Origin of the sequence: Psychrobacter sp. W2-37-MNA-CIBAN-0211 (genome assembly GCF_040309405.1) — a bacterium.
In the GTDB taxonomy this organism is placed as follows: domain Bacteria; phylum Pseudomonadota; class Gammaproteobacteria; order Pseudomonadales; family Moraxellaceae; genus Psychrobacter; species Psychrobacter glaciei.
Genome location: NZ_JBEOOU010000015.1, coordinates 36395 through 53147 on the forward strand (window position 1 = coordinate 36395; position 16753 = coordinate 53147).

Annotated in this window: 13 protein-coding genes; 7 read left to right on the forward strand and 6 right to left on the reverse strand. The window is 43.6% G+C overall.

The genetic code is table 11. The annotated features are described in order from the left end of the window. The first annotated feature begins 393 nt into the window (after positions 1–393). The 3 genes from AAEY72_RS12285 to AAEY72_RS12295 all read left to right on the forward strand — a co-directional run bounded on the left by AAEY72_RS12285 (position 394) and on the right by AAEY72_RS12295 (position 4871). Positions 394–2706: a sensor histidine kinase gene (locus AAEY72_RS12285; RefSeq protein WP_352310702.1), complete on the forward strand. Its 2313-nt coding sequence runs from the start codon at positions 394–396 to the stop codon at positions 2704–2706. A 79-nt stretch (positions 2707–2785) separates the two neighbouring features. Next, positions 2786–3742: a response regulator gene (locus AAEY72_RS12290; protein ID WP_352310703.1), complete on the forward strand. Its 957-nt coding sequence runs from the start codon at positions 2786–2788 to the stop codon at positions 3740–3742. A gap of 172 nt (positions 3743–3914) precedes the next feature. Further along, the gene (locus AAEY72_RS12295; RefSeq protein WP_352310704.1) at positions 3915–4871 is read left to right on the forward strand and encodes a D-2-hydroxyacid dehydrogenase; all 957 of its coding nucleotides are present in this window, start codon (positions 3915–3917) and stop codon (positions 4869–4871) included. Here AAEY72_RS12295 and AAEY72_RS12300 read toward each other — a convergent pair. Then, entirely contained in the window at positions 4861–6444 is a 1584-nt protein-coding gene (locus AAEY72_RS12300) for a flavin-containing monooxygenase (RefSeq protein ID WP_352310705.1), read from the reverse strand. The two genes, AAEY72_RS12295 and AAEY72_RS12300, sit on opposite strands and share 11 nt — an antisense overlap. Positions 6445–6537: 93 nt before the next feature. Next, positions 6538–7251, reverse strand: a complete 714-nt coding sequence (locus AAEY72_RS12305; protein ID WP_352310706.1) for an RluA family pseudouridine synthase — start codon at positions 7249–7251, stop codon at positions 6538–6540. A 409-nt stretch (positions 7252–7660) separates the two neighbouring features. Between AAEY72_RS12305 and trxA the strand changes: the two genes are divergently transcribed. From trxA to AAEY72_RS12320, 3 genes are all read left to right on the forward strand, one after another. Further along, positions 7661–7987, forward strand: coding sequence for a thioredoxin (trxA, locus tag AAEY72_RS12310; protein ID WP_010197853.1), 327 nt, complete (start codon positions 7661–7663; stop codon positions 7985–7987). 535 nt (positions 7988–8522) lie between these two features. Next, the gene (gene rho / locus AAEY72_RS12315; protein WP_010197854.1) at positions 8523–9791 is read left to right on the forward strand and encodes a transcription termination factor Rho; all 1269 of its coding nucleotides are present in this window, start codon (positions 8523–8525) and stop codon (positions 9789–9791) included. Positions 9792–10086: 295 nt separating this feature from the next. Further along, positions 10087–10320, forward strand: a complete 234-nt coding sequence (locus tag AAEY72_RS12320; RefSeq protein ID WP_194620912.1) for a YMGG-like glycine zipper-containing protein — start codon at positions 10087–10089, stop codon at positions 10318–10320. A 136-nt stretch (positions 10321–10456) separates the two neighbouring features. Here the strand turns inward: AAEY72_RS12320 and ypfJ are convergent, their stop codons facing one another. Next, on the reverse strand, positions 10457–11344 hold the full coding sequence (ypfJ, locus tag AAEY72_RS12325) for a KPN_02809 family neutral zinc metallopeptidase (RefSeq protein ID WP_352310707.1): 888 nt from the start codon (positions 11342–11344) through the stop codon (positions 10457–10459). Positions 11345–11958: 614 nt separating this feature from the next. On the opposite strand from ypfJ, the gene AAEY72_RS12330 reads away from it, so the two are divergent. Then, positions 11959–12315 (forward strand): hypothetical protein, encoded by a 357-nt coding sequence (locus tag AAEY72_RS12330; RefSeq protein ID WP_194620914.1) that lies wholly within the window; start codon positions 11959–11961, stop codon positions 12313–12315. Positions 12316–12537: 222 nt separating this feature from the next. Here AAEY72_RS12330 and AAEY72_RS12335 read toward each other — a convergent pair whose 3' ends face one another. From AAEY72_RS12335 to pheS, 3 genes are all read right to left on the reverse strand, one after another. Continuing rightward, positions 12538–12837: an integration host factor subunit alpha gene (locus AAEY72_RS12335; protein WP_010197859.1), complete on the reverse strand. Its 300-nt coding sequence runs from the start codon at positions 12835–12837 to the stop codon at positions 12538–12540. 245 nt (positions 12838–13082) lie between these two features. Continuing rightward, a complete protein-coding gene (pheT, locus tag AAEY72_RS12340; RefSeq protein ID WP_352310708.1) occupies positions 13083–15488 on the reverse strand; it encodes a phenylalanine--tRNA ligase subunit beta in 2406 nt (801 codons plus the stop codon). A gap of 82 nt (positions 15489–15570) precedes the next feature. Continuing rightward, positions 15571–16626: a phenylalanine--tRNA ligase subunit alpha gene (gene pheS, locus AAEY72_RS12345; protein ID WP_201590082.1), complete on the reverse strand. Its 1056-nt coding sequence runs from the start codon at positions 16624–16626 to the stop codon at positions 15571–15573. Positions 16627–16753: the final 127 nt, after the last annotated feature.

Sequence of the window (16753 nt, forward strand, 5' to 3'; positions counted from 1 at the left end):
AACGACTCGTAAGTAAAGAAAAAATATTGTCATTATAAAATTGCTTCTGTATTGTTAACAAATGCAATAGAACATCTCCCTTTTCTTACCTGAACGACCTAAATTGTCCAAACGCTCACTTAAACATACCACTTAACTGAACAATATCTGTGATTGATTATCTTTCATGATTTGTAGGCACAGTATGGCTGTCTATAAATTTTTAAGTGATGAGCACACAGACAATTCAGTCGGTTAAGTTATATCGCCATAACTTTTATACTTCTAGGTGTTTTGCCGTTATATACAAATTATATTGATCAAAATTCCATATAACCACACGACTGATTGCAATCATTAAATTGTATTGGCAGTCTTTTTTGTGGTCACTATCACCCAAGGACCATCACCATCATGAGTGCCTCCAAAAAAGTTGGCTTTTTTAATCAAGTTAGTACCCAAGTGACTACTATTTTATTTATTGCTTTTGCAATCGTACTCGCAGTTGTCGTCTACGTTGTTGATAAAGAAGGCTATGAAAAAATCCGTCTTGAATCCGCAAAACTGGTCGCGGAACGTGGTAATACGGCAGTCAATAGCATCTCTGCTGATATCAATCGAGTGATGCGTAGTGCGTTACTGCTACAACAGAGCGCGCAAACGTTGCCTCCAGAAGAAGCGATTTTACAAGCCAGTACTGCCAATGCCTTTGATAAGCGTGATTATAGCCTGTTGGGTAGTGGTGGTATTTGGCCTGATAATGGGGCACTTGGGGCAAACACCGCCACCCATCCTTTCTTGATGGTACGTCAAAATGGTGACTATCAAGCGGTGTTGAGCGACCCAAATCCAGCTAACCCTTATTATCAAGAAGATTGGTTTAGTGTCTTGAAGCTGCTCAAACCTGAGAGCTGTATCTGGAACCATGTCCGCGCCAGCCAAACCAAAGGCGAGCTTGCGATGAGCTGCGGCGTCGCTATTGAGCGTGACAATCAGTTTTGGGGTGCCAGTACCGTCAACTTCACCCTTAACCAGCTACAAGAAAACATCGTGAAGTTAAGCGAAAGCTCGGGCTCAGGCTACATTTTATTATTGGATAATAGTGATAAAGTTATCGCGTCCTCTAACCCTGAACGCTTAAGCTATATTGACGAAGAAACCGGTACGCCGCTTGATATCAAACAAGTGATTAACTCAGACCCTGCTTGGCAACCGGTGCTTGATTTCTTAGATGTCCAACGTAACGAGACCATCGAGCAAGTTGCTGCTAACGTCTCACCGCAAATCCAACAAGTATTGACCACGCTTGATAAAGCAGAAACCGGTACGGCAAAGGGTTATTATCTCGTCAACTACGCCGCTTATCTAAATAACGGTGAGAACAAGCAGAACGCCATGGACAGTCGCTTGTTACAGAGCTTTGCGCTGGCGAAAGACAGCTACTACAACGGTAGTCAAGCGTACGTTTTTGAGATTCCTGAAACCTACTGGAAGCTTATCGTTGTCCAGCCTGATGCTGAAATTAACGCCATCGCCGATAATCTTAGTGAAAACTTGATTAACTGGATTGCATTGGCGCTACTCATCACGGCGGGCGTGATTTATTTTATGTTGACTTTCTTAGCCTTCAAACCGCTAAAAGAAACCACTGATAAAATCTCACAAGCGGAAAACCTGATTAACGATAAGCAATACAATAAGCTGAGCGAAGTTAAATTTGCTGAAGGTCGAAACGAGATTGGACTGGTAAACGGCTCTATTAATGATCTATTAGATCGAATCCAATCTAACGAAGGTAAGCTTGCCAATATCAACCAACAGTTAGAGATTAAAGTTGAAGAACGTACTGCTGAGCTACAAGACACGCTAAAAGAGCTGAAAAACTCCCAGCTGCAATTGATTCGGTCAGAAAAAATGGCGACTCTAGGTCAAATGGTGGCAGGCGTCGCCCATGAAGTGAATACACCCTTGTCTTATGTGCAAAACAATTTAGAAATTATCGGTCAGTTGACGGAGCAATACGAAGAGCTGATTGAACTGGTACAAGGATTAAAAGGCGTTAAGTCTGAGGCAGCTTCTGATGGAAAAATTGACAAGTTACTAGCAGATATTGTCCGTGCGTCTGATGAAATCCAAGAAGACGACCTATCATCTGAGCTAAAAGAGCTGATTAAAGATTCACTCTTTGGCGTTGAGCAAATCACGGAGATGGTGTTAAACCTACGTAACTTTGCCCGTCTTGATGAATCAAAAGTAAAAACCATCGATGTGCGCGAATGTATTGAAGCCTCGCTCAAAATCGCTGGTAACTCTATCAGACATCAAGAGATTGTCACTGATTTTGCACCAACCCCTGAGATTAAATGCTCACCGTCGCAAATTAACCAAGTATTGGTGAACTTGCTCAATAATGCCGCGCAAGCCATGGGAGAAAAACCGGATGGCAAAATCGAGGTGCGGACGCACGCCGATGATAGCAATGTTTATATCGATGTGAGCGATAACGGTAAAGGTATGAGCCCAGAAGTTCTCAATCAAATATTCGAGCCGTTTTTTACGACCAAAGGCGCAGGCGAAGGTACAGGACTTGGTATGGCTATCAGCCAGCAAATTATGGAGCAACATAATGGCGATATCAAAGTCGTATCGACCGAAGGCGTTGGCACCACTTTTACCTTAACGCTACCGATTAATAATGACTTAACAGAGCAAAGCCTAGTTGCGTAAGCGCTGGGTCAACTGCCCTGTTAAGTAGAACATATTTAGATATTTAACGACAATTATTATTCATCATAAGGATATCATCATGAATGAATCTGAAAATACGCCCAATGCCGTTGAGCTAGGGTCTGAATCAAAGCCAAAATTGGCCTTTATTGACGACGAACAACGCATTTTACGGTCTATGAAACTGCTGTTTCGTAAGACCCATGACGTCTTTATCACCACCGACCCGACTGAGTATATCGACTATATTAAAAACAATCATGTACACGTCGCGGTCAGTGACCAACGTATGCCTGAGCGAGTCGGTGTGGATATCTTACGCGAAGTAAAAGACATCTCTCCGTCTACCATGCGCATTTTATTGACGGGCTATGCCGATTTAAACGCCATTATTGGCTCTATTAACGATGGTGAGATTTATCGTTATTTAACCAAGCCGTGCAAATCTGAAGAGCTACTGGCCGTCATTGGCCGCGCCACCGAAATCGCCTTGACCTATAATCCAGACGAAGATGCCAACCAATTTGATAGCTCAGGTAATAAGCAAACACTGTTGGTGATTGATGAGACCAACGAGCTGATTGAGCAGATACGCAAGCAGTTCTCTAACAGCTATAAAGTACTGCACGCTGAAGGCTTAGAAGAGGCTTATGATTATCTGGCGAACGAAGATATCGGTGTTTGTATCACCGATATTAATGTCAGCGGCGAAAATATCGCCCCGATTATCTTTACCTTAAAACAAGATGCGCCGCACTTGGTGGTTTTAGTACAGACCGAATTCCAAGATGCAGGCTTGCTGATTGATTTGATTAATAAAGGTCAAGTCTATCGCTGCTTACCGAAGCCAATGCGCGCTAGCCTACTCGAGATTAGTGTCAACCGTGCATTCCAACATCATACAAAACTGAAAGCCAGTCCTGAGTTGGTGAAGCGTTATGAAGTCGAACATGACCCTGAAAACGATGTGCGCATTGATTTAAGCAGTCGCGTACGTAGCCTAATTGGCAAATTGCGCAAACGTTTCTCTTTATAAGCGTAAAAATGACATGAGCACAAAAACTCCTGTCGCAAAAATTAAAACCTCTATTTCAATATTGAAGTAGAGGTTTTTTACTTTGCGCTTTTTGACTAAAATCACCAACGTGCTACATTAAGTCGATAATCATGCAAACCCATTTAAAATAACAATGAGATAAGGAATAGCCATGCAAGCGGTTTTTTTAGATAAAGGTACGTTTTCTGATGGCGTCGACTTGCCAGCACCGACAGGCATCAGTGATTATGTGACTTATGATGACACGCCAAAAGACAATGAGGTCATTTTGGCGCGCTGCAAAGACGCTGATATTATCATCACTAATAAAGTCCAAATTGACGCTGACGTAATAAGCAAACTCCCCAACCTAAAGCTTATCCAGTTGACAGCGACCGGTATGAATAACGTCGACCAAGAGGCTTGTAGGAAGCGTAACATTCCGCTTTATAATGTCGCTGGTTACGCGGTCAAAAGCGTCCCTGAGCATACCTTTATGCTGATGCTAAATGCGATGCGTGCTGGTCTGCATTATCATAATAAAGTTACCGATGGTACGTGGGCAAATAACGGTAATTTTTGCCTGCTTGATATTCCATTAATCGACTTAGAAGATAAGACGCTAGGGATAATCGGCATCGGTACTATCGGTAAACGCGTCACTGAAATCGCCCGTGCCTTTGGCATGACAGTCTTGTGGGCAGAGCATCAGGGGCGCACGCCACGCAATGATGACTATACTGCGTTTGAGGATGTACTGGCGCAGTCTGATGTGCTGAGCTTGCATTGTCCATTAAACGAACAAACCCACCACTTGATTAATAAAGACACCTTGGCAAAAATGACCAAGCAACCACTTATCGTCAATGTGGCTCGCGGCGGCGTTGTCGATAGCCAAGCACTGACCGATGCCATCAATAATGAGCAAGTCATCGGTTATGCCAGCGATGTATTTGAGCAAGAGCCGATTGTCAAAGACGACCCTTTATTGACCCTTGCTAACCATCCACGCGTCATATTTAGTCCGCACAATGCGTGGGGCAGCAAGAGTGCGCAAGAAACCTTATGGCAAATGCTAAGCAACCAAGTCGCTGACTTTATTGATGACCACCAAAATGCTAACGGCTAAAACGTAACCAGTCGTCTTTTATTTTACGGTGTTTGAGCATGATACGGTCGCTGACATAATTATTCGTCACATGCCAAGGGTAGCGATCGCCTTGCTTGGGTAACTCGTCCTGAGCTCGCTTAATATAACCCGCCGATAGCGCACCCATCACCGTATCTGACTGAACTTGTACTTTTTCACGCTTGGTCTCAGCTTGTGGCACAGCGACCTGATAACGATGGGTCTGCATATAATCAAGTAGCCGTACGATATACTGAGAGGCTAAGTCTACCTTTAAAGTCCACGAGGCATTGATATAACCAAACATCACGGCCATATTGGGCACATCCTCAACTAGGACTGCTTTGTAGGTCATACGTGCACCCACTTTGACTGGCTGACCATCAATATACAATGACGCGCCGCCGAGCATTTGCAGCTTCAATCCCGTTGCGGTGACAATAATATCAGCATCAAGATGTTTACCCGACTCAAGCATGATGCCCGTTTTAGTAAAGTGGCTGATTTGGTCAGTGACCACCCCTGCTCTTTTGCTGTGTAAGGTATTGAATAAGTCACCATCTGGCACCGCACAGAGTCGCTCATCCCATGGATTGTACGCAGGAACAAAATGATCAACAGCGACACCACTACCTTTTAGCTCTCTTTTCACGCCATAGGTTAATAGCGCTTTTAACACTTTCGGTGCGTGGGCAGCAAACTGATAAACGCCTTGCTGTCTTAAAACATTACGCGCCCGCAATAGCGTATAAGCTTGCTGTTTTGATAAAGGCGAGAATTTAGCAGATAGCCAGTCAAGCGCATAATCATCGCCAGGTACGCTTGCCACATAAGTCGGCGAACGTTGCAACATCGTAACGTGCTGCACGCATTGACCGTCGTCTTCATTGACCATCGCAGGCAACAACGTCATCGCTGTGGCACCGCTACCAATAATGACCACTTTTTTATCATGATAATCAACGTCGTGCCAATGCTGCGGATGGACAATTTGACCTTGGAAATCTTCTTCCTTTTCAAAATGCGGTTGATAACCCTGCTCATAGTCGTAATAGCCCGTGGCACCGACGACGAAATTAGCGCTCAAGGTAGATACCTCGCCGCTCGCATGATTTTTAATCATGGCTGACCACCGTTGATCACGACTTGACCACGACAGCTGCTGCACTTCATGCTGATAGCGAATATGTTCAGTAATGCCAAATTCACGCGCCGTATCAGCGATATAACTTTTAATGTCCTCACCCGCTGCCAGCATTCGATGATCCAACCACGGTCTAAAACTATAGCCAAAGGTCAAGGCATCAGAGTCAGAGCGAATACCAGGATACGTAAATAAATCCCAAGTACCACCTAGATCCGAGCGCTTTTCTAATACGATAAATGGTGGCGTTTTTGCCTGCTTACTCACTTTCTTTTTTGACTTGCGTTGTTGTAATTGACAGGCCATCCCGATACCGGCAAGCCCTGCACCGACGATAAGCACATCACAATCTACTGGCGCCGCCGCTGGTGATTTTTTGCGTTTAAAGCGCTTCTTGATGGCTTGTCTGGTCGCCGTGATCTTAAGCATAATTTTATCCCTATAGTTAGCTTACTTATTTTTTATCCCATAACACAATATTGGTAATAATGTTTAAACAACCTATAAACCAAAGCAGACGCCTTAAAAAGGGCTGGGACTCTCCCAGTCCATCCATGCGCCTAGTACCGGATGCTTAAGACGCAGTTGCTGCGCATGCAGATTGAGCCGTGGCGCAATTGTCAACGCATTCCCTTCAGCATAAATGGGATCGCCTATCATGACGTGACCGACGTGCACCATATGGACACGTAACTGATGACTGCGCCCAGTGACTGGTTTTAACATCACTCGCGTGACCGTTTGACCGTTGCAGTCTTCATGCGCAAGCACTTCATACAAGGTTAGCGCGTGCTTTGACCAGTCGTGGTCAACGATGTGGCGCGGTTTGGTGCTTGGCTCATAGCGTACTGGCACTGAGATTTTGCCTTTTGCACCCACGCTCTCCCATGCGCCAAAAACCCGTGCTTGATACTTTTTTTGCGGCAGACGTTCAATAAACTGCTTACTGATATTGGTTTGCGCAGCGGCATTTTTTGCAAAAATCAATAAACCAGAGGTATCCATATCCAGTCGGTGAATCAATTTAACCGCAGGATTGGCACGCTCTAGTCGCGCCAGCAAACTCACCTTTAGCGTTTTGCCATCGACACTCAGCAGTCCTGCTGGCTTATCGACCACCCAGATATCTTCATCCTCGTAAACGGTAACGTCTTTCGCGAATTCTTTGAAAAACTCAAGCGGATAGGCGCTTTCTTGGGCGTTAAGGGTTAGGATTTTTTCATCAGTAAAAGGCATAAAAGAAGCTACTTATATTGTTGAGCTTGAGAATAAATACTGTCGTGCATTAAAAATGCTAAGCCGAAGATCGCATCTAAACTGACCTATCGACATAAGGTTTATTGCTAAAAGTTGAAACTGAACCAGACCATGAGAACCATGTTCGAGCACAGAGCTAAAACGACAATAGATGGCAAAGGTGACAGGTAAAACAGTACTTGTGTCGTTATGTGTTGATTTATTGTGCTAATAGTAATTGTTGAGCAATTTAACCAGCCTGTATCTGTCAAATCTGGGCAAACATGTTAATATAATGGCACATTTTCACCACTTCTTAACGCTTCTTTAGCTACTGACCAATCTATTATTAAACCAATATGCATGTCGATGAGTAGCGATAGAAATAATAAAACAAGAGAGAAAAACTATGTCAGACCTTATTGTTAACACCACCGATGCAAATTTTGACCAAGACGTCCTACAATCAGATGTACCAGTATTGGTAGATTTTTGGGCAACGTGGTGTGGTCCTTGTAAAGCAATTGCCCCTATTCTAGAAGACCTAGCATCTGAGTATCAAGGCAAAATCAAAATCGTCAAAGTTGATGTGGACAACAACCCACAAGCGGCCAGCCGTTTTGGTATTCGTAACATCCCAACGCTATTTGTATTCAAAGATGGCGAAAAAGTTGACTCAGTAATGGGTTTACAACCAAAAGCTGAATTGGCTAAAGTAATAGATAAACACCTATAAGTGATACTGCTGGTTTTAACTCATTTAAATACCTGCACATGCACAGAAAGCCAGATTGATCGAAAAAGCCATTATCTTGTATAGGTAATGGCTTTTTTGCTTGTTTTTTATGCAAAAAGCGCAATTATATGACTTTTTTAGCAAAAATTATTGACAATGCCATTATGAAAACCGTATAGTCTGCTGACAAGCGAAAACTAACGGTTTTCCTAAGTATCTTGTCGCTATTCTCCTCGTGTTTATCAACAAAAACACAATCGTCATTATAAACACCATTACTGAACGAAATGACTAAACACAATTACTGATACTGAGTTTTTGACGCAGACTCTTATGTGGCCTTCTTTATCTTCATTTCTTATGACCTTGCAGCAAAACCCGCAACGCGTACGTAAGCTGACACATAAAATTTTTACTACATAAATCCAGCTCTGTGCCCACACCCTCTATCGCCCTACAATCGTTGTTTTAATCAATATCGTGATTCGTGCTGCTAATGGCATCTCTCATCTGACCAATTGCTAATGACCTATCTATGAATCTAACTGAATTAAAGAAAAACTCAATCGCCGAGCTATTGGCCATCGCCAAAGAAATGGGTCTTGATAATATGGCGCGTAGCCGTAAACAAGACATCATCTTTGCTATCCTAAAAACCCATGCTCGTAACGGTGAAGCCATCTACGGTGATGGTGTACTTGAGGTTCTCCCTGATGGTTTTGGTTTTTTACGCTCCTCAGAAGGCTCTTATTTAGCAGGCCCTGATGATATCTATGTCAGCCCCAGCCAAATTCGTCGCTTTAGCCTAAAGACTGGCGATAGTATCGCTGGTACCATTCGCCCGCCAAAAGATTCTGAGCGTTATTTTGCGCTATTGAAAGTGGGTGAAATCAACTTTGATACCCCAGATCGCTCACGTCATAAGCTTATCTTCGAAAACTTGACTCCCCTATTCCCAACTGAGCAGTTAAAGCTCGAGCTAGGCAATGGTACTACTGAGGATTTGACTGGCCGTATCATCGACCTGATTGCTCCGATTGGTAAAGGTCAGCGCTCTATTATTGTCGCACCGCCAAAAGCCGGTAAAACAATGTTGCTACAGACCATTGCCCAATCCATCACTCGTAACAATCCTGAGTGCTATCTAATCGTGCTACTGATCGATGAGCGTCCAGAAGAAGTCACCGAGATGGTACGTACGGTACGCGGCGAAGTGGTTGCTTCAACCTTTGATGAGCCACCTCAGCGCCATGTACAGGTTGCCGAAATGGTCATCGAAAAAGCTAAGCGTCTGGTGGAGCACAAGCAAGACGTGGTTATCCTATTGGATTCTATTACTCGTCTCGCCCGCGCCTACAACACCGTCATTCCTTCATCGGGTAAAGTGTTGACCGGTGGTCTGGATGCCAATGCACTGGAACGTCCAAAACGTTTCTTCGGTGCCGCACGTAATGTTGAAGAAGGTGGTAGCTTAACGATTATTGCCAGCGCCCTTATAGATACTGGTAGTAAGATGGATAGCGTTATCTTTGAAGAATTTAAAGGTACCGGTAACCAAGAGATTACGCTTGAGCGTGATTTGGCTGAAAAACGCGTCTTCCCTGCGATTAATATCAAAAAATCTGGTACTCGCCGCGAAGAGCGCCTGCTTGATGAAGATAAATTGCGCAAAGTTTGGATTTTACGTAAATTGCTACAGCCGATGGATGGCGTGCAAGCCACCGAATTCTTATTGGATCGCTTAAAAGAAGCAAAGACTAATGATGAATTCTTTGAGCAAATGAAACGTAAATCGCAAAACTAATCGTCTTATCACTGCTATTATAAAAAAGATCGCTCCCAAGCGGTCTTTTTTTTATAGCTAAAGAAAATAGGGCACACGAAAACAGTTAGCGTATTGTTGAGTAAAATACAATAATCCCAAGCAAAGGCGCTACCATCGATACAGTGGGGAAACATAATTTACAGTATATTCGCAAAGATTAGCGTTTTTACCACGATTAGAAAGTTACTAAACGATTACTATAGAAAATAGTAGAACGTCTTCGAAAATATCATGTATATTCTATTTTAAATTTAACGACTCAACAGGTGACATTATGAAATTTGCTAAAACTCTTGCAATGACTGCACTTACTAGCTCGGCTCTTATTATGGGTGGCTGTAACGGATATAACAGTGGTTTGAGTAACACTACTAAAGGTGCTGCTGCTGGCGCTGCTGCTGGTGCACTTATCAAAAGTGGCGGCGATAGCAAAGACATCGCTCGTGGCGCACTTGGTGGTGCTGCAATAGGTGGTGCTGGTGCTTATATTTTAAATAACAGCAGATAATCTCTAATTAGGTTAAATGCATTTATTCTGTATACGCATAACTCTGCTTAGAATGTTTTAAGACAAAAAAAGCCTGCAATCGATTGCAGGCTTTTTTGTGTTTAGCATTTGGTTTATTGGTCAAAAGCCAGTGCGTCTATAATGCCCCACTAAAGGTATCACAGGTCTGCACATTACCGCTCTCCAAACCACGAGTGAACCATTGCACACGCTGTTGACTGGTACCATGGGTAAAGTTATCAGGGACTACCGCGCCTCCACTTGCACGCGCCAAACGATCGTCACCAATTTGGCTGGCTGCATTGATGGCTTCATCTATATCGCCCGCTTCTAAAAACTGGACACGTTCCTGATTACGCTGTGCCCATACACCCGCGAAGCAATCAGCTTGTAGCTCTTGTAATACGGAGAGCTTATTGGCTTCTGCACGCGTGACTTGGCGACTCGCCTCATTGACCTGCTGGGTAATACCCAATAGCGTCTGCACATGATGACCAACTTCATGCGAGATCACATAAGCTTGCGCAAAATCTCCCGCTTTTCCTTGGTTTTCGCTATTACCTGATCCTTGTTGATCACCCGTAATACCAAGGTTTTGCCGCATTTCTACAAAGAAAGAAGTATCTAGATAGACCGTCTGGTCTCCTGGACAATAGAATGGACCCGTTGCAGAGCTGGCACTACCGCAAGCCGAGCTGACTTGTCCATTAAACAGTATCAATGACGGCTCTTGATAGGTACTACCGCCTTCATTAAATATTTGATGCCACACTTCTTCTGTGTCGGCTAACACTACTTTTACAAACTGCGTATCACGATCCTCACTGGTCGCCGGCTCAGTTGAGGTATTGCTACCGCCACCTGCTACTACTTGGCCCGTTTGTAAAGCGGTCATGGGGTTAACGCCAAATACTAACCACAAAATACCCGCGATAATAATACCACCGATACCACCGCCAATCATTTTGCCACCACCGCTACTCGTGCGTACGTTGGAGCTACCTCGTCTGCCTTGCCATTTCATACTCTTACTCCCGAAACATACGATACACCCTGCCATGCGCATGGGTAGTTATTTGCATTGCTTATTTGTTGACTCGACTTTCCATGAGTCACAATTAATAGATATCTTAAATATCTTCTGTTCTTTCGATATAGTCAAATCCATATAAATCCGCTACATCGTCATCCTCGCTAAGCATACTAATGTATAACTTGCGCTCGGCTTCCTTGTATCGAAATTATTTGAATTTAGTTATATTTGGCTGTTCCCGCCCTAATAAGCAATTGACTTGATATCTGCTTTATTTACTAAAACTTGTCTAATAGAATCTATTTAAGAGGCAACGCCACACCATAATGTTCGCCAATCGGTTACGAAAATGGCTCGATTTGCATTAATTATACGTCGATTAATTGAGGTTGTTGTATTAAAAATTATATTAGATAAGCTATGTAAAATACTTTCTACAATTTTATTGTTACTCAATTGTACAGGGTCTTTTCATTTGAAAAGAAAACATATAGAATGCGTGGAAGCTGAGTAGCTGTGACTAAGACTAGTTGAATTCTGAGACATCTCGGACATTCAACCTTTGTTGCTGCTACTGCTCATTTCATTTTCCCGGAGAAAACCTTATGAAACTTAAATTACTTGCTCTAGCTGGTATCATGACTGCAACTATGGGCCTAACTGCCTGTGACAGCAACAAAGAAAACGCTGCTGAAGATTTATCTGACGCGCAAGAAGAAGTGCAAGACGCTTCAGAAGAGCTAAACGAAGCTGCTGCTGAAGGCGAAATGACTGCTGATGCTGACGCTGCTGTTGCCGGCGCTGAAGCTGACATCGCTGATGCACAAGCTGCAACTGCTACTGACGAAATGGACGCTGAAGTTCCTGTAGACGGTACTACTACTAGCGTAGACGTAGCTAGCGAAACTGATACTGCTGTTGCAGCATCTGACGAAGTTGTTGTTGAAGAACCAGCTCAGTAATTTTATCGTATCCAACGATAGACATACTGTAGTAAAAAAAGAGAGCCTATGCTCTCTTTTTTTATGCCTATTATTTAATATATTTGATAATGGCTTAGAAAATTTAGCGCTTGTTGTCACACTTTGTATTGACAGCTGTAGACAACGCACACTGATTTAGAAAAATCATCGCGACATTATAAGATCTTTCACTGGTCATAATTTTATAGAGATGAGTGACAGCTATTCATCAAATAGACGCTCATCAACCTGTTGACGAAATTTTTGCCCCGTTTTAAAGGTGACCACACGGCGTGCTGATACAGCCACGGGCTCTCCTGTCTTAGGGTTGCGTCCTGGACGGCTACTTTTATCTTTAAGCTCGAAGTTGCCAAAGCCTGAAAGCTTGACCTCGTTGCCATCAATCAAACTCTCTGACAACTCATCAAAAAAATTCTCTACCAAACAGCGGCCTTCTTGGCGTGTCAGGTTAAGATGACTCATCAAATGCTCAATCATGTCAGATTTGGTTAAGGTGCTCACAGTACGACTCCTATGCTATGTCGTGATGTCGAATATCATGGTTTAGCGGTATGAGGGTTAAGCTTAGTTAGTATAAAGGTTTTTTGTTATTCTTTTAATAAAGTCTGAATTAAAATCCTTTGTTAATAACCACTTAACTTTTTTTATAAAATTTTATCTAAGATAACAATCTTTATAAATAGCAATGCTCTATAGCCTCATAACAAGAAAGGCTATAGAGCATAGGCTATTATGAATGTTATGTGTTAGCTGTCACGCAGTTTTGCAGCATGTTGCTCAGTTAGTGCTTGTACCACCTTGTCAGTCGCTGTTTTCACGGCTTCATCAGACAAGGTCTGCGACCTATCCTGCCATATCAACGCAAATGCCAATGAGCGCTGACCTGCTGGTACTTTATCACCTTGGTAAACATCGAATAACCATAGATCAGTCAATAGCTCACCTGCGGCAGCACGAATCGTCGATTCTAATGCCTGTAAACTGATCTCGCTATCTATCAAGATGGCAATATCGCGGCGGACTTGTGGGAATTTACTTGGCGTGTTAATCGCCTGCTGTTCACGAGCCAGCGTTAGCAAAGGTGCAAGTGATAATTGGGCGACCCAAGTAGCCGGTAAGTCTAGCTGTTTGGCCGTATTAGGATGCAATTGACCAAGCCAACCGACATACGCATCATCGATATATAATTTGGCGCTTTGACCCGGATGTAAGAAGGCAAGTTCACTACGCTCGTAGCGGATACGCATGCTATCGATTTGCGATGGTAGCAGTTGCTCGATATCGTGCTTAAGGTCATAAAAGTCTAGCGCACGGTTTTGATAAGCCTGCTCATCCCAAATATCACCGACTGCGACCAAGGCAATACTTGGCGTCTGTACCAAATCACTAATACTTTGACCAACAAAGCTAAGACCTGTTTCAAAGAAACGTACGCGTGGCTGCTGACGATTGAGATTGTATTGTACGCAAGGCAATAAACTTGATAGTAAAGTACGACGCATCACTGCTAAATCACTAGAGATAGGATTGGCTAGTGCTAATACTTCTCCCAATGCCTCATCATCAAGTAATGCTTCTATTTTTGCATCACTAAAGCTAAAGCTGATCGCTTCCATATAGCCGTTATCGACCAATGCTAGCTTCATCTCGTGAGTCAAGTCCGCCGTATCATCATAATCCATGCTTACCTGCAAGTGCGGCAACACGCTTGGAATATTGTCATAACCATAAATGCGGGCAATCTCTTCGATGAGATCTTCTTTAATACTCATATCAAAGCGATAAGAAGGCGGCGTGCAAATAAGGCTATCCGCTTGCTGCTCTACCTCAAACCCTAATTGGGTTAAGATACGCACCATAACCTCTGGGTCAATCTCAATACCGATAACATCACGGACTTTAGCGATTGGCAAAGTAATTGGCGCACGTGCTGGCAAGTGCTCAGTATTTTCTGCTTTGACTATAAAACCTGCCTGACCACCAGTAACGCTAGTAATCAAATCAACAGCACGCGCCAGTGCCAGCGCTGGTAATTCAAAATCTACGCCACGCTCAAAGCGTTGTGAGGCATCAGTATGCAAACCAAAACGGCGTGCACGTGCAGCAATAGCAAGCTGACCAAAGAAAGCGCTTTCTACAATAATATTGGTCGTGCTATCAGTCACACTACTACGCTGACCACCCATGATACCAGCAAGCGCAAGAGCCCCTTTATCATCAGCTATCACCAACTCATCGCCCGTTAAGGTAATGGTTTGCTCATTCAGCAAGGTAATGGTCTCAGCAGGCTGTGCCAAACGCACAACTATATCGCCCTCGATAGTATCGGCATCAAAAGCATGTAGTGGCTGACCCAATTCCATCAATACATAGTTGGTCACATCAACCAAAAAGTTGTGTGAACGTAGTCCTGACTGAACCAGCGCATCTTGCATCCATTTTGGGGTATCAATGCTACGATCAATATTGCTGATTGATTGTAGCAAATAGCGCGGACACGCCTCAACTGCATTGACAGTTACGGCTGGCGTTGTGCCATTATCAGCAACCGCTACATTGTCAGAAATTTCTGGCATCTGTACAGGCAAGTCGTTAATGACTGATATTTCACGCGCAATACCACGGACACTAAAACAATCACCACGGTTTGGTGTGATAGAGATATCCAGTATTTGGTTATCTAGACCCAGATATTCACGGATATCTGTACCAATCGGTGCATCAGCTGGTAGCTCAAGAAGACCATCAATGCTATCGGTTAAATCAATTTCAGAAGCACCGCAGAGCATACCGTTAGAGTCGACACCACGTAGGTTGCCATTTTTAATTTTAAAGCCTTTCTTGTCATCGCTTGGGAGCACTGCACCAACGGTCGCAACAGGTGCTTTCATACCGACGTAGACATTAGGCGCACCGCATACGATTTGTAGCAGCTCAGCTTCACCGATATTTACCTGCGTAACTCGCAGTTTATCAGCGTCTGGATGTTGCTCGACGCTGACGACTTCACCGACGACCACACCACTAAAGGCACGGGCGACCGCATAGCGATCATCAATCTCTAGCCCTGCCATGGTGAGTTGTTCGGCCAACTGCTCACTGGTATTGTTGGGGTTTACCCATTGACGTAGCCACTGCTCACTAATTTTCATAAATATCTCGGATCAGAATTTTATAATAAAGACTTTAGAATAAAGGATGACGTATTAACCTGTTATATCAACGAGGGAAACGTTAGCCAAACTGTTTTAAGAAGCGTACGTCGTTTTGGAAAAACAGGCGCAAATCATCAATACCATAATAGAGCATCGCAAAGCGCTCAATACCCATACCAAAGGCAAAGCCAGTGTATTTTTCGGCATCAATACCGCAGTTGGTCAGCACTTGTGGATGCACCATACCGCAGCCCATGACCTCAAGCCATTTGCCATTGTCATCTAAGATATCAACTTCAGCAGAAGGCTCAGTGAATGGGAAAAATGACGGACGGAAACGAACGGTTAATTCTTTGGCAAAGAAAGCTTCTAAGAACTCACTAATCAAGCCTTTTAGCTCAGCAAAGGTGCTCGACTCAGTAACCATAAGCCCTTCTAACTGATGAAACATCGGCGAATGAGTTTGGTCCGAGTCATTACGATAGACGCGACCGGGACAAATAATACGAATCGGTGGCTCATTCTTTTCCATGGTGCGAATTTGCACTGGACTGGTGTGCGTACGCAATAAATAATGCGCATCAAAGTAGAATGTATCGTGCATCGCACGTGCAGGATGATGCGATGGGATATTAAGCGCTTCAAAGTTATAGTAATCGCTCTCAACTTCAGGGCCGGTGGCGACGTTAAAACCTGCTTGTATAAAATACTGCTGCATACGCTGGGTAATCATGGTCACTGGATGCAAATGGCCTTTTTGACCACCGCGAGCAGGCAATGTAATATCAATGCTCTCGCTTGCAAGCTTGGCGTTTAATGCCGCGACTTCCAGCTGCTGCTGCTGATTGGTCAATGATTCTTGAATACGGCTCCGCACTTGATGTAACCAGCCACCGTAAGTTTTTTTATCGTCGCTGCTGAGCTTACCCATCTGCTTTGACCAGCCGGTTAATGGGCTCTTTTTGCCAGTCAATTGCACACGCAACTCTTGCAGCACACGCGCATCAGTTACTTGTAAGATTAAAGATTCAGCAGCACTGGCAAATTCAGTTAGCTGAGCTTCATTTAGCTCATTGAGCTCTGAAGACAAAGTCGGTAGCGCCGACAAATCGTTGGTGGCAACAGGGGTAGTCATAAGACGCATCATTCCTGATTTAAACAGACTATTAATTGTAGGGACTTGACCAAATATTGCAAACCATTTACCCAGTTACTTTTAATTAGTTATTCGTATTTAGTTATTCGTATTTAGCTACTTTCAA